16 protein-coding genes are annotated in these 19,262 nt (G+C 72.8%); 11 read left to right on the forward strand and 5 right to left on the reverse strand.

Annotated elements, in window-relative coordinates:
- Window positions 1–256: 256 nt before the first annotated feature.
- A complete protein-coding gene (gene acs / locus ESG85_RS30240) occupies window positions 257–2,212 on the reverse strand; it encodes an acetate--CoA ligase (protein ID WP_128984356.1) in 1,956 nt (651 codons plus the stop codon).
- Window positions 2,213–2,406: 194 nt separating this feature from the next.
- Window positions 2,407–4,791 carry a SulP family inorganic anion transporter gene (locus ESG85_RS30245; RefSeq protein ID WP_128984357.1) on the reverse strand — a complete coding sequence of 795 codons (2,385 nt, stop codon included), beginning with the start codon at window positions 4,789–4,791 and terminating at the stop codon, window positions 2,407–2,409.
- Between the two features lie 369 nt (window positions 4,792–5,160).
- On the opposite strand from ESG85_RS30245, the gene ESG85_RS30250 reads away from it, so the two are divergent.
- On the forward strand, window positions 5,161–6,441 hold the full coding sequence (locus tag ESG85_RS30250) for a polysaccharide deacetylase family protein (RefSeq protein ID WP_128984358.1): 1,281 nt from the start codon (window positions 5,161–5,163) through the stop codon (window positions 6,439–6,441).
- A gap of 75 nt (window positions 6,442–6,516) precedes the next feature.
- On the opposite strand, the gene ESG85_RS30255 is transcribed toward ESG85_RS30250, so the two are convergent.
- Complete coding sequence (locus ESG85_RS30255; protein ID WP_128984359.1) at window positions 6,517–7,503, reverse strand: ATP-binding protein; 987 nt, start codon at window positions 7,501–7,503, stop codon at window positions 6,517–6,519.
- A 102-nt stretch (window positions 7,504–7,605) separates the two neighbouring features.
- Here ESG85_RS30255 and ESG85_RS30260 point away from each other — a divergent pair, with 102 nt between their 5' ends.
- On the forward strand, window positions 7,606–8,424 hold the full coding sequence (locus ESG85_RS30260; RefSeq protein ID WP_128984360.1) for a Fic family protein: 819 nt from the start codon (window positions 7,606–7,608) through the stop codon (window positions 8,422–8,424).
- 473 nt (window positions 8,425–8,897) lie between these two features.
- Here the strand turns inward: ESG85_RS30260 and ESG85_RS30265 are convergent, their stop codons facing one another.
- Window positions 8,898–9,770: an HAD family hydrolase gene (locus ESG85_RS30265; protein ID WP_128984361.1), complete on the reverse strand. Its 873-nt coding sequence runs from the start codon at window positions 9,768–9,770 to the stop codon at window positions 8,898–8,900.
- A 535-nt stretch (window positions 9,771–10,305) separates the two neighbouring features.
- On the opposite strand from ESG85_RS30265, the gene ssd reads away from it, so the two are divergent.
- The 7 genes from ssd to ESG85_RS30300 all read left to right on the forward strand — a co-directional run bounded on the left by ssd (window position 10,306) and on the right by ESG85_RS30300 (window position 15,364).
- Complete coding sequence (gene ssd / locus ESG85_RS30270; RefSeq protein WP_128984468.1) at window positions 10,306–11,418, forward strand: septum site-determining protein Ssd; 1,113 nt, start codon at window positions 10,306–10,308, stop codon at window positions 11,416–11,418.
- Complete coding sequence (locus tag ESG85_RS30275) at window positions 11,415–12,566, forward strand: TadA family conjugal transfer-associated ATPase (protein ID WP_128984362.1); 1,152 nt, start codon at window positions 11,415–11,417, stop codon at window positions 12,564–12,566. The genes ssd and ESG85_RS30275 overlap by 4 nt, the downstream gene beginning before the upstream one ends.
- Window positions 12,563–13,420, forward strand: coding sequence for a type II secretion system F family protein (locus ESG85_RS30280; protein ID WP_128984363.1), 858 nt, complete (start codon window positions 12,563–12,565; stop codon window positions 13,418–13,420). Before ESG85_RS30275 ends, ESG85_RS30280 begins: the two co-directional genes overlap by 4 nt.
- A 143-nt stretch (window positions 13,421–13,563) precedes the next feature.
- Complete coding sequence (locus ESG85_RS30285; RefSeq protein WP_128984364.1) at window positions 13,564–14,316, forward strand: type II secretion system F family protein; 753 nt, start codon at window positions 13,564–13,566, stop codon at window positions 14,314–14,316.
- A 46-nt stretch (window positions 14,317–14,362) separates the two neighbouring features.
- Window positions 14,363–14,596: a DUF4244 domain-containing protein gene (locus ESG85_RS36820; RefSeq protein ID WP_342781435.1), complete on the forward strand. Its 234-nt coding sequence runs from the start codon at window positions 14,363–14,365 to the stop codon at window positions 14,594–14,596.
- 10 nt (window positions 14,597–14,606) lie between these two features.
- The gene (locus ESG85_RS30295) at window positions 14,607–14,939 is read left to right on the forward strand and encodes a TadE family type IV pilus minor pilin (RefSeq protein WP_246095405.1); all 333 of its coding nucleotides are present in this window, start codon (window positions 14,607–14,609) and stop codon (window positions 14,937–14,939) included.
- The gene (locus ESG85_RS30300; RefSeq protein ID WP_128984367.1) at window positions 14,936–15,364 is read left to right on the forward strand and encodes an Rv3654c family TadE-like protein; all 429 of its coding nucleotides are present in this window, start codon (window positions 14,936–14,938) and stop codon (window positions 15,362–15,364) included. Before ESG85_RS30295 ends, ESG85_RS30300 begins: the two co-directional genes overlap by 4 nt.
- A 21-nt stretch (window positions 15,365–15,385) precedes the next feature.
- Here ESG85_RS30300 and ESG85_RS30305 read toward each other — a convergent pair whose 3' ends face one another.
- Window positions 15,386–18,022 carry a DEAD/DEAH box helicase gene (locus ESG85_RS30305; RefSeq protein WP_246095407.1) on the reverse strand — a complete coding sequence of 879 codons (2,637 nt, stop codon included), beginning with the start codon at window positions 18,020–18,022 and terminating at the stop codon, window positions 15,386–15,388.
- A gap of 80 nt (window positions 18,023–18,102) precedes the next feature.
- Here ESG85_RS30305 and ESG85_RS30310 point away from each other — a divergent pair, with 80 nt between their 5' ends.
- Together ESG85_RS30310 and ESG85_RS30315 are read left to right on the forward strand one after the other, a co-directional pair.
- On the forward strand, window positions 18,103–18,456 hold the full coding sequence (locus tag ESG85_RS30310; protein ID WP_128984368.1) for an STAS domain-containing protein: 354 nt from the start codon (window positions 18,103–18,105) through the stop codon (window positions 18,454–18,456).
- A 52-nt stretch (window positions 18,457–18,508) separates the two neighbouring features.
- Window positions 18,509–18,967, forward strand: coding sequence for an ATP-binding protein (locus tag ESG85_RS30315; RefSeq protein ID WP_128984369.1), 459 nt, complete (start codon window positions 18,509–18,511; stop codon window positions 18,965–18,967).
- Window positions 18,968–19,262 lie beyond the last annotated feature (295 nt).

Genomic DNA, 19,262 nt, shown 5'->3' on the forward strand with positions numbered 1-19,262 from the left:
GACCTCCGGTCGATGGGCAGCACAGAGCACATGCCGACCAGACTTCCCGGCGCACCAAGGTTTTCCTGTCACGTCACTGACGCGGTCCTTACCTTACCTAAAGATGCCCGCCGGGTGTCTGGTGATCTTCACTTTAGGTGCATAGGCGGACACCGGCACCCCTTGTGGACAACCGCCTGTGGACAACTCGGCAGCCATGCGGAAGCGCCCGCCCCGGAGTCCGGAACGGGCGCTCTCACCTGCGGCTTTCGGGCGCTCAGTCCTCGTTCGACGCGCTCGGAAGCTTGGTCTGGATGAGGTCCATGACCGAGGAGTCCGTCAGCGTGGTGACGTCTCCCAGCTCACGGTTCTCGGCGACGTCACGCAGCAGCCGGCGCATGATCTTGCCCGAACGGGTCTTGGGCAGCTCGGCCACCGGCAGGATCCGCTTCGGCTTGGCGATCGGGCCGAGGGTCGCGCCGACGTGGTTGCGCAGTTCGGCGACCAGACCCTCGTCCTCGCTGGCCGTACCGCGCAGGATCACGAAGGCGACGATGGCCTGGCCGGTGGTCTCGTCGGCGGCGCCGACGACCGCCGCCTCGGCGACGGACGGGTGGGACACCAGCGCGGACTCGACCTCGGTGGTGGAGATGTTGTGGCCCGAGACGAGCATGACGTCGTCGACCCGGCCCAGCAGCCAGATGTCGCCGTCGTCGTCCTTCTTCGCGCCGTCGCCGGCGAAGTACGTGCCTTCGAAGCGGGACCAGTAGGTGTCGATGAAGCGCTGGTCGTCGCCCCAGATGGTGCGGAGCATCGACGGCCACGGCTCGGTGAGGACCAAGTAGCCGCCGCCTCCGTTCGGGACCTCGTTCGCCTCGTCGTCGACGACGGTGGCCGAGATGCCGGGCAGCGGGCGCTGCGCCGAGCCGGGCTTGGTCTCGGTGACGCCGGGCAGCGGGGAGATCATCATCGCGCCGGTCTCGGTCTGCCACCAGGTGTCCACGATCGGGCACTTGTTGGCGCCGATGTGCTCCCGGTACCAGATCCAGGCCTCCGGGTTGATCGGCTCGCCGACGGAGCCGAGGACCCGCAGCGACGACAGGTCGAACTTGGCGGGGATGTCGTCGCCCCACTTCATGAACGTGCGGATCGCGGTCGGCGCCGTGTAGAGGATCGTGACGCCGTACTTCTGGACGATCTCCCAGAACCGGCCCTGGTGCGGGGTGTCCGGGGTGCCCTCGTACATGACCTGGGTCGCGCCGTTGGCCAGCGGCCCGTACACGATGTACGAGTGGCCGGTGACCCAGCCGATGTCGGCGGTGCACCAGTAGACGTCGGTCTCCGGCTTGAGGTCGAAGACGGCGTGGTGGGTGTACGCGGCCTGGGTGAGGTAGCCGCCGGAGGTGTGCAGGATGCCCTTCGGCTTCCCCGTGGTGCCGGAGGTGTAGAGGATGAAGAGCGGGTGCTCTGCCTCGAACGCCTCGGGGGTGTGCTCGGTCGACTGTCGGGCGACGACGTCGTCCCACCACACGTCGCGGCCCTCGGTGAAGGCGGTGTCCTGGCCGGTGCGGCGGACCACGAGGACGTGCTCGACCTGCGGGCAGCGGGCGACGGCCTCGTCGATGGCGGGCTTGAGCGCGGAGGGCTTGCCGCGGCGGTAGCCGCCGTCGGCGGTGACGACCAGCTTGGCGTCGGCGTCCTGGATGCGGGAGGCGACGGCGTCGGCCGAGAAGCCGCCGAAGACCACGGAGTGCGCGGCGCCGATGCGGGCGCAGGCCAGCATCGTGATCGCGGCCTCGGGGATCATCGGCAGGTAGACGGCGACCCGGTCACCCTTGCGGACACCCAGCTCGGTCAGGGCGTTGGCGGCCTTGGAGACCTCATCCTTGAGCTCGGCGTAGGTGAGGGCACGGCTGTCGCCCGGCTCGCCCTCGAAGTGGATGGCGACGCGGTCGCCGTTGCCGGCCTCGACATGGCGGTCCACGCAGTTGTACGCGACGTTCAGCTCACCGTCGGCGAACCACTTGGCGAAGGGCGGATTCGACCAGTCGAGGGTCTCGGTCGGCTCGGTTGCCCAGGTGAGCCGCCTCGCCTGCTCGGCCCAGAAGCCCAGCCGGTCCGCCCTGGCCTGCTCGTACGCCTCCGCCGTCACATTGGCGTGCGCGGCCAGCTCGGCGTGCGGCGCGAACCGGCGCTCTTCCTTGAGCAGATTGGCCAAGGATTCGTTGCTCACGACATCTCCCTTTCCCAGGGCGTCCTATGTGCCTGTGTGTCCCGCGTCATAGCTCATCAGGCGGATGCCCGGGTGACAAGAGCATCCGGGCAATTGGTTTAGACCTGTGGGGTGACATGGGAGGTGACCCCTCTCTCCCCGAGCGGGAGGGAGCGAGGGGTCACACACTTGCACGGACGAACGGAAGGGAAGGTTCAGGACGCGCGAGCGATCTGCCGGAGGCCCGGATACGCCTCCGGCGTCACGGCCGCGGGCGGCACGTGGTTGAAGACGTCGTCGTAGCTGTGCACCTCGTCCGTCCCGGCCAGCAGATAGGCCTGCGCCTCGCCCACGTGGAAGTACATCCCGTGCAGGGCCAGCGACCCGTCCGCGAGGCGCCGCGCCACCGACTCGTACGACCGCAGGTGCTCCAGCTGCTGCACCACGTTGGTCAGGCAGAGCTGCTCGACCGCGTCGGCCGGCAGCCGCCCGGAGATCCTCGCCCAGGCGTGCCGGCGGCTCGCCATGCGCTCCAGACTCGGCCGGCCGTGCCGCAGCCAGCGCCGCAGCGGAGTCGGCGGATCGTCCGGACCGCTGTTCAGCAGGGCCTGCATCGCACCGCAGCCGGAATGCCCGCAGACCGTGATCGACTCGACCCGCAGCACCTCCACCGCGTACTCGATCGCCGCCGCCACCGAGTCGTCGCCGCTCTCCTCGCCCGGCAGCGGCACCAGATTGCCCACGTTGCGCACGGTGAACAGGTCGCCCGGGCCGCTCGATGTGATCATGCTGGTGACCAGCCGGGAGTCGGCGCAGGTGAGGAACAGCTGCGAGGGCCGCTGGCCCTCCCGCGCAAGCCGCGCCAGCTCGTCCCTGACCAGCGGCGCGGTGTCCCGCTGGAAGGCGCCGATGCCGCTCGCCAGCCGGTGCGCGGTCGTGAGCCCGGCCTCCTCGGCCGGCTGCTCGCCGCACTGGTGGTTGCGCCACGGCGTCCAGGGCCGGCAGCAGGGGTGGGACCCGTGGCCCCGCGCGGACGCAGCTTCGGGCGCCGGGTCGGCGATCCGGCCGCCGGAGGGTCCGGTCGTCTCCACCGTGCCGCCGCGGGCCAGATGCGCCGCCTGCCAGTCGTGCAGGGTCTCGTACGCCGCGTGGTCCATGAAGGAGCCGTCCAGCTCCACCACCGCGTCGGCGCCCGGCGGGATCTGGTGCAGAGCGCGGCTCAGTCGCGGCACCGCGAGGAAGGTCAACTGTCCGCGGATCCTGACCAGATGACGCCCGTCCTTCTCCTCCGGGGTGATCCGGGTACGGGCGAGGCGGTGCAGCGCGACGGCGACCGCCACCGCGATCCCGAGGCCCACGCCCTCGAGGAGGCCGACGAACACGACCCCGGCCAGCGTCACCGCGTACACCAGCACTTCACGGTGACGCGTGACCGCGCGGATGTGCGTGATGCTGACCATCTGGACGCCGACGACCATGACGAGGGCGGCGAGCGCGGGCAGCGGGATGAGGTCGAGGACCGGGACGAGAAGCAGGGCCGCGAGCACGATCCACACGCCGTGCAGCATCGACGAGTTGCGGCTGACGGCTCCCGCCGAGACGTTCGCGACGCTGCGCACCGCGACGCCGGCCACCGGCAGGCCGCCGAGCGCCCCGGACACCACGTTCGCCGCGCCCTGACCGGCGAGTTCGCGGTCGAGCCGGGAGCGGGGGACCGAGGGAGCGCCGGTGTCGGCGGCGCGCTTCGCCGCCAGCTTGTCCACGGCCACGGCGGACAGCAGCGACTGCACGCTCGTCACCAGCGTGATGGTGAGCACTCCGGCCGCGATCCCGAGGAACGGCCCCTGGGGAAGGCCGGGCAGTGCGTGGCTGCTCCACGAGGGCAGGTCGACCCGCGGCACGCCGAGCCCGGCGAGCGCCGCGACGGCGGTGGCGGCGGCCACGGCGACGAGAGCGGCGGGGGCCGTGCGCAGCAGCCTGCCCGTACGGCCGGGAAGGCGCGGCCAGAGCAGCAGCAATCCGATGGTGAGGGCACTCACGACGAGCGCGGCGGGCGAGGCGTGCGCCAGCTGGCCGGGCAGCCCGAGTGCGTTGGCGACGGTGGAGCTCTGCGGGTTGCCGCCGAGCACGATGTGCAGCTGGGCGAGGGCGATGGTCACGCCGATGCCGGCCAGCATCCCGTGCACGATCGCGGGGGACACGGCGAGGGCGGAACGGGCCACCTTGAGGGCGGCGAGACCGAGTTGGGCGAGTCCCGCCAGGACCGTGATGGCGCAGGTGGTGCGCCAGCCGTAGTGCTGGATCAACTCGGCGGTGACCACGGTCAGTCCGGCGGCCGGGCCGCTGACCTGGAGCGGGGAGCCCCCGAGTCGTCCGGCGACGATGCCGCCGACGGCGGCGGCCACCAGACCCGCCTGGAGCGGGGCGCCGGTGGCGAGCGCGATGCCCAGGGACAGCGGCAGCGCGATCAGGAAGACGGCGACGGACGCGGAGACGTCCGCACCGTCGAGGCGGAACCGGCGGCGGGGTCCGTCCGGCGGACTGTGTGGCCTCTGGACGCGGGGCCGGTTGATCGTGCGGGCAGGGGTGGTGAGTGTCATGTCCCGTCTCCTCCGGGGGGGGCAGCGGGGTCGCGGCTCGTGCGGGGTGCAGCGGCGGGGTCATCGAGCGCGATGATCGGCGATCCTCAACGCTCAGTAAATGAACAGTAATGGAGAGTAAAGACTCCGGCATTATTTTCGGGGCAAACAGGGCAAGGGTTCACTGGATCCGGTGACAGAACGTGGTCATGCCGCTTGTCGTTGCCGCTCTCCGGCCGCCTTGGTGCGACGTTGACGCCGCTTGTACGGAAATCCGAGGAACCGTGCGAAGGGGCAGGCGGGCGACCCCGCAACCGGAACCCGCCGCACGGACGATCCGGACGCACCGCACGACGCAACCGAGGACGCAGACCGAGGAGAGGTGGGCGGATGTCAGCCGCCGGGAGAAGGACCACTGTCCAGAAGAGGGCGCTCGTCGGCGGCGCTCTCGCCGTCGCCCTCACGGCCGGGCTCGCCGGCTGCTCGGGCTCCGGCGGTTCCGCCCCCGACGGGGCGCCCGGCGGGGGCGCCAAGGAGGCCCCGGCTGCCGCGCCGCAGAGCGCGGTGCGGCTGATCGGCGACGGCTCGACCGCCTTCACCGGGCCGCAGCCCCACCAGCCGACATGGCAGCGGCTGAAGCCCGGTCAGGAACCGCCGCAGTTCGTGGTGTTCTCCTGGGACGGCGCGGGCGAGGACAGCCAGCGGCTGTTCTCCCACTTCCGCAAGGTGGGCAGGAAGTACGGCGCGACCATGACGTACTTCCTCAGCGGCGTGTACCTGCTGCCCCAGGAAAAGCGCGAGCTCTACGACCCGCCGAAGCATTCACCGGGCCGCTCGGACATCGGCTTCAACGATGTCGAGGGCATCCGCGACACCGTGCGCGAGCTGCGCGGCGCGTGGGAGGAGGGCAACGAGATCGGCACCCACTTCAACGGCCACTTCTGCGGCAAGGACGGCGGAGTCGGCACCTGGTCGGTCGAGGAGTGGAAGAGCGAGATCAACCAGGCCAAGTCCTTCGTCAAGAACTGGAAGACCAACGCCGGCCTGAAGGCGGAGAAGCCGCTCCCGTTCGACTACGACAAGGAGCTGGTCGGCGCCCGCACGCCCTGCCTCGAGGGCCGCAAGAACTTCGTCCAGGCGGCGGCGCAGATGGGCTTCCGCTACGACACCAGCGGCGTCAACGACCAGATCTGGCCCAAGAAGGACAAGGGCCTGTGGGACCTGTCGATGCAGCTCGTCCCGGTCCCCGGACGTGCCTTCCAGACCCTGTCGATGGACTACAACTTCCTGGTCAACCAGTCCGGCACGACGAAGGGCGATCCGTCGATGCACGAGTTCTGGGGCAACCAGATGCGCGACGGCCTCCTGCAGGCCTTCGAGCGCTCGTACCGGGGCAACCGCGCGCCGCTGATCATCGGCAACCACTTCGAGTCCTGGAACGGCGGCACCTACATGCGCGCCATCGAGCAGACGATCGCCACCGTGTGCGTGCAGAAGGACGTCAAGTGCGTCTCCTTCCGCCAGCTCGCCGACTGGCTCGACGCCCAGGACCCGGAGGTCCTCGCCAAGCTCCGCACCCTGAAGGTCGGCGAGGCCCCGCAGGGCGGCTGGACGTCCTTCCTCGCCCCGCAGCCCGCCGTCCCGGCCGGACCGGCGGCCGGGACGAGGTGACCGAGCGGCGCCGGCCGCCGGAAGGATCGGCGGCCTCCGGCGGCCGGGCCGCTCGGCGCTGAGCGCCGGCCCTCGTCAGCTCGGCTGGGGGACGGCGAGGCGTTCGTCCAGGACGAAGCCGGGGTCGATCTGCGCGGCCAGGTCGGCCCCGGTCTTGGCGTTGCCCCAGCTCTCCGCGTTCCGCAGGTGGAAATGGACCATCTGCTGCGTGTAGCGCTCCCAGTCGCGGTGGGCGTACGAGTCGTCCGCCGCGTCCTGCAGGGTCTGCAAGGCGGTGCGGTTGGCCGCTTCCAGGAGGGCGAAGAGGGGCGGCCGGCCCTTCTCCATGGAACGGACCCAGTCGGAATGGCCGACCGTCACCAGCAGGTCCTCGCCCACCTCGGAGCGCAGGAAGTCGACGTCGTCGGCGCCCTGCACCTTGTTGCCGACGACCTTCAGGGCGACCCCGAAGTCTCGCGCGTACTCCTTGTACTGGCGGTAGACGGAGACGCCCTTGCGGGTCGGCTCGGCCACCAGGAACGTCATGTCGAAGCGGGTGAACATGCCGGAGGCGAAGGAGTCGGAGCCGGCCGTCATGTCGACCACCACGTACTCGTCCGGCCCGTCCACCAGGTGGTTCAGGCACAGCTCCACCGCGCCGACCTTGGAGTGGTAGCAGGCCACGCCCAGGTCGGACTCGGTGAACGGGCCCGTCGCCATCAGCCGCAGCTCGCCGTCGTCGAGCCGCACGGGCCGGGCACAGGCGTCGTACACCGGGTTGTCCTCGCGCACCCGGAGCAGCCGCGAACCCTCCCCGGGCGGTGTCGTCTTGATCATCGTGTCGGCCGAGGCGATCCGGGGATTGGAGCCCCGCAGGTACTCCTTGATCAACGGCAGGTGCGCGCCCATCGCGGGCAGCGCGGCGGCTTCTTCGTCGGAGAGGCCGAGCGCCGCTCCCAGGTGCTGGTTGATGTCCGCGTCGACCGCCACGACCGGGGCTCCGGTGGCGGCGAGGTGACGGATGAAGAGCGAGGACAGCGTCGTCTTGCCGCTGCCGCCCTTCCCCACGAAAGCGATCTTCATGTTCACCTAGGGTAGCGGCATGAATGCCGAGTGTGGTCAGGCTGCGTGAAGAAGACCACTCCAACGTGGGGTCCGGGCCCGGGGCGCGTAGCCTCCCTACTTATGAGTACGCACGCCTCTGACCCCCTGGCCGCCCTCGGCTCCCTGCCGGGCGTCGCCGACTCGGTGGACTCCGTACGCAAGGCCGTCGACCGGGTCTACGGCCACCGCGTGATGCGCCGCCGCAGCAACGAGATCACCTCCGAGGCGGCGCTGCGCGGGGCCCGTGGCTCGGCCGCGCTCGCGGGCGCCGACTGGGCCCTGGAGGAGGTCCGCCGGCGTACCGACTTCAGCGCGGACCCGGAGGCCCGCACGGTCGGCGCGGCGCTCCGGCTGACCGCCGAGTGCGGCCAGCTGCTGTCCATCTGGCGCCAGTCGCCGCTGCGGGTGCTCGCCCGGCTGCACCTGGTCGCCGAGGGCGAGCCGCTTGCCTCGACGGGCCGGCCGCGACAGGCGGGCGAGCCGGTCGACGAAACGCTGGTCGAGGCGCCCCTGCCGGATCCGGCCGAGGTCTCGGGTCGGCTCGACGGCCTCGCCGACCTGATCATCGCGGGTGGCGACGCTCCCGCTCTGGTCACCGCCGCCGTGGTGCACGGCGAGCTGCTCGCCCTGCGGCCCTTCACCTCGCACAACGGCCTCGTCGCGCGGGCGGCGGAACGGATCGTGCTGATCGGCAGCGGTCTCGACCCGAAGGCGATCTGCCCGGCAGAGGTCGGCCACGCGGAGCTGGGGCGGGCGGCCTACCTGACGGCCTTCGAGGGGTACCTGTCCGGGACGCGGGAGGGCGTGGCCGCCTGGATCGCGCACTGCGGGCGCGCGGTGGAGCTGGGTGTCCGGGAGTCGACGGCCGTCTGCGAGGCGCTGCAGCGCGGCGCGGCCTGAGAGACCTCCGGGAGTGCGGGTCCCCGCAAGGGGTCCTGACATGGGTTGCGGCGGTACCAGACTTCGGTACCGCCGCTGGCACGTCCACCCAGTTACCAAGCGTCCTCGATATGTGCCCATCAAGCGGGGTGCTTTGCCCTGCGCCTGGTGCGGCTGGCCCTTAATCGAAGGGTCGACGTCGCGTGGGTGCCAGGTTTTCGTGCATCAGGTCCGTGGGGCCGTTTTGCTCAACAGGTGATCCTCTCGGATGTCCTAGGTCTCGCGGGCCTGATTCCTTTCTACTCCTGTCGGCGAGGAAGCGAAAGTCCTGACTCCGCTTCTTTGCTTTCGTCTCAAATCCGGGCAAAGCGAGGGGCAAGTCCCGAGGTCCCGGCGGTGGCGCGGGGCGGTGGATCGGCGGTCGTGGGGCGCGCGGGGATGGTGGGGTGCGCGGGGATGGTGGGGCGGTGATGCCGGCGAGCCGAACCGCCGGCTCAGGCGAGGACCCCGGTCGCGGCCCGGGCCAGTGCGGCCTGCCGACGGCGGCTCGCGTACCAGACGAGACCGGCGGTGGCCGCAGCCGCTCCCACCGCCGCCGCGGCGACGAGGGCCGGGCGGGGCGGCATGCGGAACGCCGGCAGCCGCTGCTTGAGCCGCACCGGCCGGTCGAACACGAGGACCGGCCAGTCCCGGGCGGTCGCCTCACGGCGCAGGGCCCGGTCGGGGTTCACGGCGTACGGGTGGCCCACCGCCTCCAGCATCGGCAGATCGGTCGCCGAGTCGCTGTAGGCGTAGCAGCGGGACAGGTCGTAGCCCTCGGACTCGGCCAGCTCCCGGACCGCCTCCGCCTTGGTCGGGCCGTACGCGTAGTACTCCACTTCACCCGTGAAACAGCCGTCCTCACCGACCACCATCCGGGTGGCGACGACGCGGTCGGCGCCCAGCATCTCGCCGATGGGCTCCACGACCTCGGCGCCCGAGGTCGAGACGATCACGACGTCGCGGCCGGCGGCGTGGTGGTCCTCGATGAGCGAGGCCGCCTCGTCGTAGATGATCGGGTCGATCAGGTCGTGCAGGGTCTCCGCCACGAGCTCCTTGACCTGGGCGACGTTCCAGCCCTTGCAGAGCGCGGAGAGATATTCGCGCATCCGCTCCATCTGGTCGTGATCGGCGCCCCCGATCAGGAACACGAACTGGATGTACGCCGTCCGCAGTGCGGCACGGCGACTGATCAGTCCGCCCCTGTAGAAGGACTTGCTGAAGGTCAGCGTCGAGGACTTCGCAATGACCGTCTTGTCCAGGTCAAAGAAGGCGGCTGCGCGCGGCATCGAGTGGTTTTCCACGAGCTGAGCATAGGTGCCCGCCATTCGGCGTACGCTGGGGCGCGTGGGTTTGCCTGAGAAGGCTCTCGGGTACACCATGGAAGTCACGGATCGTTCGCGACCGTGCTAACCCGGACCGGCTCCTCCCCCCCCGAGTCGGCCGGAGAGACGACCCCCGCTCTCCCCCCCGGCGGGGGTCGTCGCATGTCCGGACCTGGTCCGGACCTGTTTCCGCCTCGGTTCTCCCTCATCTCCGTCCCTCCTTGGCAGGCCGTGTCACGTGTCGGCCGAGGGGCCGTACGAGATCTTGTTTCGTCACTCAGCGTAGTCGAGAGGGTGCTCTCCGGCCCAGTACCGGTTTGGGTGGCGAAGTTATTCACAGCCGGTGGGTTATCCACAGTTTTTGACCAAGATCCACAAGTTTTTCCCGACGGCTGCACGGTGATTCCGGTCGCGAAGTCCGCGAACCGCAGGAATCACGTGAGGGGTGTGTGCCGTGGAAGGACCGAAGACTTCCGGAACGCCGGTGCGAGGCGCGGCGGGGGTGAGTGCGGTCGCGGGTGCGGCCGTGAGCTCGCGGGTGGGCCCGGGTGCGGGCCCGGGCGGGCGCACGGACAGGGAGGACGGAGGTGCCAGGCCGGCCCGGCCGCTGCTCGTCACGGAGGACCTGGCGCTCCTCGACGACCTGCTGCGGCTGTGCGCCGCCGCGGGCGCCGAGCCCGAGGTGCACCACACCGTGCCCGAGCACCGGGCGGCCTGGACCGATCCGCCGCTCGTCCTCGTCGGGGACGACGCGGCGGCCCGCTGCCGCGGCGCCACCCGGCGGCCGGGGGTGCTGCTCGTGGGGCGGGACCCCGACGACCCGGGCGTGTGGCGGCGGGCCGTCCGGATCGGCGCGGAGGACGCACTGACCCTGCCCGACGACGAGGGCCGGGTCGTCGACCTCATCGCCGATGCCGTCGAGGGCGTCGGACGGCAGGCGTTGACCGTCGGAGTCATCGGCGGACGCGGTGGCGCGGGAGCCTCCACACTGGCCTGCGCACTGGCGCTCGCCGCCGTCCGGGCCGGGCAGCGCACTCTCCTCGTCGACGGCGACCCGCTCGGTGGCGGACTCGACGTACTGCTCGGTGGCGAGCGCGCCGAAGGACGGCGGTGGCCCGACTTCGCCACGTCCAAGGGGCGGGTCGCGGGCGCGGCGCTGGAGGAGTCGCTGCCGTCGGTGCGCGGGCTGCGGGTGCTGAGCTGGGACCGGGGCGACCCGGTGCTCGTGCCGCCAGACGCGATGCGCTCGGTCCTCGCCGCCGGTCGCCGGCGCGACGGCGTCGTCGTGGTCGACCTGCCCCGCCGTGTCGACGACACCGTCGCCGAGGCCCTCGCCCAGCTCGACCTCGGCCTGCTCGTCGTTCCCGGCGAGCTGCGGGCCGTCGCCGCCGCCCAGCGGATGGCCGGAGCCGTCGGCACCGTGCTGCGCGACCTGCGCGCGGTCGTCCGGGGCCCCTACGCGCCCGGGCTCGACGAGCAGTGGATCGCCGACGCCCTCCGGCTTCCCCTTGCCGGCGAACTGCCCTGCGACCCCGGCCTGGCGACGGCCCGGGACGGCGGACCTCCGCCGGGCTCCGAGGTCCGCGGCGGTCTCGCCCGCTTCTGCTCCGCGTTCTGGGAGCGGGTCCTGGTCCCGGAGCGTGCGGCATGAGCGGCACGGGACTCCTCGACGCCGTGCGCCGGCGGCTCGCGGAGAGCGGCGCCGAACCGACCCCGGCACGGGTCGCGGCGGCCCTGCGGGCCCAGGGACGTCTGCTCGGCGACGCCGAAGTCCTGGGGGCGGCGGAGGAACTGCGGTGCGAACTGATCGGGACCGGGCCGCTGGAGCCGCTGCTCGCCGACCCGAAGGTGAGTGACGTCCTGGTCTCCGCGCCCGACCGGGTCTGGGTGGACCGCGGCGCGGGACTCGAGGCGACCGACGTGACGTTCCCCGATGCCGCGGCGGTACGGCGGCTGGCGCAGCGGCTCGCGGCGGTCGCGGGTCGCCGGCTCGACGACGCCAGACCCTGGGTGGACGCGCGGCTTCCGGACGGCACCCGCATGCACGCCGTGCTGCCGCCGGTCGCCGTCGGCTCGACCTGTCTTTCGCTGCGCGTGGTGCGGCCGCGGGCCTTCTCCGTGGGAGAACTGACCGAGGCGGGCACCGTCCCGCCGGGCGGCGAGCCGTTGCTGCGGGCACTGGTCGAGGCCCGAGTCTCGTTCCTCGTCAGCGGCGGCACGGGCTCGGGCAAGACGACCCTCCTGTCCACCCTGCTCGGCATGGTCGGCCCTGGCGAGCGGATCGTCATCGCCGAGGACTCGGCCGAACTGCGCCCAGACCACCCGCACGTGGTGCGTCTGGAGGCCCGCCCGCCCAACCAGGAGGGCGCGGGGCTCGTCACCCTGCGAGACCTGGTGCGGCAGGCGCTGCGGATGCGGCCCGACCGGCTCGTGGTCGGCGAGGTCCGCGGCCCTGAGGCGGTCGACCTGCTCGCCGCCCTCAACACAGGACACGAAGGCGGCTGCGGCACGGTCCACGCCAACGCGGCCGCGGACGTGCCCGCCCGGCTCGAGGCGCTGGGCACTGCCGCCGGACTCGACCGCGCCGCTCTGCACAGCCAGTTGGGCGCCGGCCTCTCGGCGGTGCTGCATCTGGTGCGGGACCGTTCCGGGCTCCGGCGGATCGCCGAGGTGCACGTCTTCGAACGGGACCGGGAGGGCCTGGTGGTGACGGTTCCCGCACTGAGCTGGGCGCCGGACGGCTTCCAGCGGGAGCGGGGCTGGGAGCGGCTGCGGTCGCTGATCGGAGGCGGGCGATGACGACGACGGTCGCGGCGGTGTGGTGTGCCGTTCTCGCGCTGTGGTGGACCGCTCGGGAGGAGCGGACCGCCCGCCAGGCCCGTGCGGTCCTGGCGGCACCGGGAAGCCCGGGGACGACCTGGATCTGGGCCCCGGTGCCCGAGGCCGCCACCCGCGGGTGGAACGCCCTGCGCGGCCGGCCGGAGTGGCTGTGCCTGCCGGTCGGGGCAATGGTCGCACTGCTCGGCTCCTCACCCCTGCCGCTGCTCGCGGGCGTGGTCGCGGTGCCGCTGGCCGGACGCCGGCTCAGGGCGGCGCGGGCACGCCGGGAGAGGCAGGCACGCGCCGACCGGGTCGTCGCCTTGTGCGGGACGGTCGCGGGAGAGCTGAGAGCCGGTTGGCAGCCCGCCCAGGCGCTGGCCTTCGCCGCCCGCACCACGGGCGCGCTCGGCGGTCAGGAAGCGGCGGTCCTCGCGGCGGCCCGCTTCGGCGGAGACGTGCCGGAAGCCTTGCGGCGGGCGGCCCGCGGCGACGGTGCCGAGGGCCTGGCCGGTATGGCCGCCTGCTGGCAGGTCGCCGTGGACGGCGGCGCGGGTCTCGCCGCCGGCCTCGACCGGCTGGAGGCCGCCCTGCGGGCCCACCAGGACCAGCGGGAGCGGCTGCGGGCCCAACTGGCCGGCGCGTGGGCGACGGTGGCCGTCCTTGCGGTCCTGCCCGTCGCCGGGCTCGGACTTGGCGCCGCGCTCGGAGCCCGCCCGCTGTGGGTGCTGCTCCACACGCCTGCGGGCCTCGCGTGTCTGGTCGTCGGCGGCGCGCTGGAGGCGGCGGGCCTGTGGTGGGCGGCCCGGATCGTGCGGGGAGGTGAGCGGTCGTGACGGCCGCCCTCGCCGTGCTGTCCGCCCTCGCGGCGCTGGCCCTGGTCCTGTCCGGCCGAGGCCGCGACCGACGGGCGCGAGCCCGGACAGCGGCTCTGCTGGGCATGGGGAGGCCGTCGGGGCGGTCGCCGGGAAGCGGACGGATGGAGAACAGGCCGAGGAAGGACAGACCGGGGGAGGACAGGCCGAGGGAGGACGGGCCGAGCGAGAACGGGCCGGCGGAGAACAGGCGGAGGGGGAGCGGACGGCGCGGGAGCGGACACCGGGGCAGCAGGCGCAGACCGGTGCTTACGGCACGGGCCAGGGCCTGGGGCGTGCCGTGCGCGGTGGGTCTCGCGGGGTTCGTGCTGATCGGCGGACTTCCCGGCCTTCTGGCCGGGGCGGGCGGGGCCTGGGCGTTGTGGCGGTGGCGCGCGCGGCGGCCGGGGGCCGCGGACGAGCAGCGGGATGAGGAGACGGCGCGTCAGCTGCCCCTTGCGGCGGATCTGTTGGCGGCCTGCGCCTCGGCCGGGGCGCCGCCCGGCGAGTCCGCGGAAGCCGTGGGCCGATCGCTCGGCGGCCCGGTGGGCGAGCGGCTGGTCCGCACCGCCGCCGAACTCAGGCTCGGCGGAGAACCGGCCGACGTGTGGCGGAGGTTCGGCGAGATACCCGGCGCGGAAGGGCTGGCCCGCTGCCTGGAGCGCGCGGCCTCCTCCGGGGCGCCGGCGGCGGATGCCGTGGCACGCCACGCGGAGGCGCTGCGCGCGACCCGCGCCCGGGTGGCGGCGGCCCGTGCGCAACGCGCCGAGGTGCTGATCACCGCGCCGGTCGGGCTGTGCTTCCTGCCCGCGTTCCTGGCGGTCGGTGTGGCCCCGGTGGTGATCGGCCTGGCGAGCGGACTGCTCGGCGGCCGGTGAGAACGAAGTGGACGAAAGATCACAAGGAGGTCCGGAAATGAAGTTCATGCAGGTCAGGGAGCGCGGAATGCGCGGGAGCGCGGGGCGCCGGCTGTGCGGATGGTGGCGGTCCCGGACGGCGGCGGCCCGCCGCGACACGGGCATGAGCACGACGGAGTACGCGATGGGCACGATCGCCGCCGCGGCTTTCGCGGCCGTGCTCTACAAGGTGCTCACCAGCGGCACGGTGAGCAAGGCGCTGGAAGCGGTGATCGGGAAGGCTCTCGATGCGCCGTTCTGACCGGGGATCGGTGACCGCCGAGACGGCGGTCGCGCTGCCCGCACTCGTGCTCTTCACCGCGGCTCTGCTGTGGGGCCTGGCCGCGGCCGCCGCGCAGATCCAGTGTGTGGACGCGGCCAGGGCCGGGGCGAGGGCGGTCGCCCGCTCCGAGCCCGTCCCGGCCGCGGAGGCCGCGGCCCGGGCCGCGGCTCCCGAGGGTGCCACGGTCACCGTGGCCCGGGACGGCGAGCTCTGGCGGGTGAACGTCGAGGCGGCCGCGCCGGGACCCGGCGGACTGGGACTGACGTTGCGGGCCGGGGCTGCGGCGCTCGCCGAGGACACGATCGGGGAGGCGATGCCATGAGTGCTCTACGGGCCCGCCTCGCCGACCGCGGCGCGGCCACGGTGTGGACCGCGTTCGCGGCCTGCGCGCTCTGCGTCGTGTTCGGGGCGGTGCTCGCCCTCGGACAGGCTGTCGCGGCCCGCCACCGCGCGGGCGCGGCCGCCGATCTGGCGGTGCTCGCCGCCGCGGGCCGCGCACTGTGGGGCGAGCAGGACGCCTGCGCGGCCGCGGCCCGTGTCGCGTCGGCCCAGGGCGCCACCGTGGTCCGCTGCCGGATCCGCGAGGACATCGCCGACGTCACGGCGCGGGTGACCCACCCGCCATGGAACCCGGAGTCCCGCGCCCGCGCGGGCCCACCAGCAGACCCGGCGCTGCCGGCCCACCCGGCGTCTCCTGCGGGCCCGGCCCGGGCCCGGCCCGGGTCGGTGGCAGGGCCTGAACCCTGACCCTCCCACCGTCCTCGGCCGTCAGCTCGGCTCGTCCGACGGCTGAACAGGAGCGTTCTCGGCAGCCGCCGCCTCCCCGAGGGTGGCGTCCGAGGGCGCGTCGGCTGCGGCTGGACTGGCCGGGGGTGCGCCGGCCGCGGGAGTGCCAGCCGTGGGCGGGCCGGTCGCGGCGGCGTCGGCCGCGGCACTGCTCGCCTTCGCCTCGGCTGCCTCGGGGGCGCCTCGTAGGAGTTCCGTGAGGAGGCGGACGGCGCCGCGCTTGTGGAGGGGGTCGTTGCCGTTGCCGCATTTGGGGGACTGGATGCAGGACGGGCAGCCGGCGTCGCACTCGCAGGAGGCGATGGCCTCGCGGGTGGCGGTGAGCCAGGCGTGGGCGGTGTGGAAGGCGCGCTCGGCGAACCCGGCGCCGCCGGGGTGGCCGTCGTAGACGAAGACGGTCGGCAGCAGGGTGTCGGGATGGAGCGGGACGGAGACCCCGCCGATGTCCCAGCGGTCGCAGGTGGCGAACAGCGGCAGCATGCCGATGGAGGCGTGTTCGGCGGCGTGCAGGGCACCGCCGAGGATCTCCGGGTTGATCCGTGCGGCATCGAGCTGGTCCTCGGTGACCGTCCACCACACGGCCCGGGTGCGCAGGGTGCGGGGCGGCAGGTCGAGCTTGGTCTCGCCGAGCACCTCGCCGGTGATCAGACGGCGGCGGAGGAAGGAGACGACCTGGTTGGTGACCTCGACGGAGCCGTAGCAGAGGCGGCCGGCTCCCCAGGGGATCTCGGTGTCGGTCGACAGGACGGAGATGGAGGTGGTGTCGCGGGCGGTGGTCGAGTAGGGCGGGTTCGCCTCCTCGACGAGGGCCACGGAGTCCTTCAGGTCGAGCTCGCGGACCAGATAGGTGCGGCCTTGGTGCAGGTGGACGGCGCCTTCGTGGACGGCCGCGTGGGAGGCGGCCTCGTCGACCGTGCCGAGCAGCCGCCCGGTTCCGGCCTCGACGATGCGTACCGGGCTGCCACCGCCGCCACGGATGTCGGTGAGGTCGGCGGCCCGCTCACGGCGGGTCCAGTACCAGCCGGTGGATCGGCGGCGCAGCAGGCCGGCGGACTCCAGCTGGGGCAGCAGTTCGGGCACGGCAGGGCCGAAGAGGGTCAGGTCGGTCTCGGCCAGGGGCAGCTCGGCCGCCGCGGCGCACAGATGGGGGGCGAGGACGTAGGGATTGTCGGGATCGAGCACGGTGGACTCGACGGGCTGCTGGAAGATCGCCTCGGGGTGGTGGACCAGGAAGGTGTCCAGCGGGTCGTCGCGGGCGACGAGCACGGCGAGCGCGCCCTCGCCGGAGCGCCCGGCGCGGCCGGCCTGCTGCCACAGGGAGGCGCGGGTGCCCGGGTAGCCGGCGATCACGACGGCGTCCAGGCCGGAGACGTCCACGCCGAGCTCCAGGGCGGTCGTCGCGGCCAGGCCGAGGAGTTCGCCGGAGTGCAGGGCCCGCTCCAGGGCGCGCCGTTCCTCGGGCAGGTAGCCGCCCCGGTAGGCGGCGACCCGGCGGGCGAGGGTGCGGTCGACCTCGGCGAGGCGTTCCTGGGCGATCACCGAGATCAGTTCGGCGCCGCGCCGGGAGCGGACGAAGGCCACCGAGCGGACGCCCTGCACCGTGAGGTCGGTCAGCAGGTCGGCGGTCTCGGCGGTGGCGGTACGGCGGACCGGGGCTCCCTGTTCGCCGTGGAGCTCGGTCAGCGGCGGCTCCCACAGGGCGAAGACCAGTTCGCCGCGCGGGGAGGCGTCGTCGGAGACCTCGGTGACCGGCAGGCCGGTGAGCCGGCCTGCGGCGCGGGCGGGGTCCGCGGAGGTGGCCGAGGCCAGCAGGAAGACGGGCTCGGAGCCGTAACGGGCGCAGATGCGGCGCAGCCGGCGCAGCACCTGGGCGACGTGGGATCCGAAGACGCCCCGGTAGGTGTGGCACTCGTCGACGACGACGTAGCGGAGGGAGCGCAGGAAGGAGGACCAGCGGGGGTGGGACGGGAGGATGCCCCGGTGGAGCATGTCGGGATTGGTGAGGACGTAGTTCGCGTACTGGCGGACCCACTCGCGCTCCTCGACCGGCGTGTCGCCGTCGTAGACGGCGGGGCGGATCCCGTTGCCGAGCGGGGCCGCGAGTTCGCGTACGGCGCGCCGCTGGTCGGCGGCGAGCGCCTTGGTCGGGGAGAGGTACAGGGCGGTGGCGCCGCGCCCGTTCGGGGCCTCGCTGCCGTCGAGGAGGGTGGAGAGGACGGGGGTGAGGTAGGCGAGGGACTTGCCCGAGGCCGTTCCGGTGGCGATCACCACTGAGGTGCCGTCGAGCGCGTGCTCGGCGGCCTCCGCCTGGTGGGCCCAGGGGTGCTCGATCCCGGCCTTCTCGACGGCCGCGATCACTTCCGCCCGGATGCGGTGCGGCCAGACGGCATGCCGGCCCGCACGGGCGGGCAGATGCTCCGTATGAGTGATGCGCGCTGCCCGGCTCTCGCCTCGCGAAAGCCGGTCGAGGACCTCGCCGGGAGAGGGGCGGCTGCCCGTGTCTCCGGCGGATCGGCTGGGGCGGTGATTCTTGGCCATCGGCACCGAGTGTGTCACCGGCGTGACGGACAATGCTCCCAAGGCGTCGTGCATGGCTGCCGGTAAGTGATTGAATGCCATCGCGGCCGGCGATCCGTCCCGTGGCTCCGCCCGGGAGACCCCGAGGGACGGCCGCTCGATAGCTAGGTGCTGGAGGACCCGTGGACCTGTCTCTGTCGACTCGCACTGTGCCCGGCCCCAATGGCGACCGTACGGTCGTCGAGGTCGGTGGCGAGATTGATGTGTATACCGCGCCCAAGCTGCGCGAGCAGTTGGTCGAGTTGGTGAACGACGGCAGCTACCACCTGGTTGTCGACATGGAAGGCGTGGACTTCCTCGACTCGACCGGCCTCGGTGTGCTGGTGGGCGGTCTGAAGCGCGTGCGCGCGCATGAGGGATCGCTGCGACTGGTGTGCAACCAGGAGCGCATTCTCAAGATTTTCCGGATTACCGGCCTGACCAAGGTGTTCCCGATCCACACCTCGGTGGACGAGGCGGTCAGCGCGGCCGACTGAGGTCGCGCGCAGCCGTCACCCCGTTCAGCAGCCGAGAATCCAGGGGGATCACATGGCCACCGTTGAACTCCTCTTCAGTGCCCAGCCCGAGCACGTCCGTACGGCCCGTCTCGTGGCCGCCGCGGTGGCGCGGCGGGCCGGGGTCGACGAGGCGGTCCTCGACGAGGTCCGGCTCGCCGTCGGCGAGGCCTGTTCCCGTGCGGTCGGGCTGCACCGCAGCAACGGGGTGACCACCCCCGTCCGGGTCGTGCTGACCGAGGAGGAGAAGAGCTTCTCCATCGAGGTCGGCGACGAAGTGCCGGGCGCGGGTGTGGCGGCGGCCGATGCCGCCGGTGTGCCCGGCTCACGCGACGCGGCGCCGGCCGAGGACTTCGACGACGCCGACGGCGAGGACGAGATGGGTCTCGCGGTGATCCGCGGGCTCGTCGACGACGTGGAGGTGAGCGCCGGCGAGGACGGCGGCACCATCAGGATGAGCTGGCCCGCCAACCCGGACGCCGTACTCGGCTGATCGCGGGACCGCCGCACCCGGCTGACGCCGCCGGGACCGCCGCGGGACCACGAAGCCGGGCGGGGCACACAGCCCCGGGCAGGAATGCCGCCGGGGCCACGCGGCCTCGGTCATGGACGCCGCCGCGGCACACCGCCCCGCTGGCGCGAACAGTCGCGCTCCCGGAGCGCTGCATGCGAGAACGTGAGAAGAGGCCCTGCCCCGCAGGGCCTCTTCTCATTCCCCGGACCCGGAATCGATCACGAATGCTTTGGGCCCATTACCGCATTCGGCCTCACTTGTGAGGTATTCGGGA

It is taken from the genome of Streptomyces roseicoloratus (genome assembly GCF_004117935.1).
GTDB lineage: Bacteria > Actinomycetota > Actinomycetes > Streptomycetales > Streptomycetaceae > Streptomyces > Streptomyces roseicoloratus.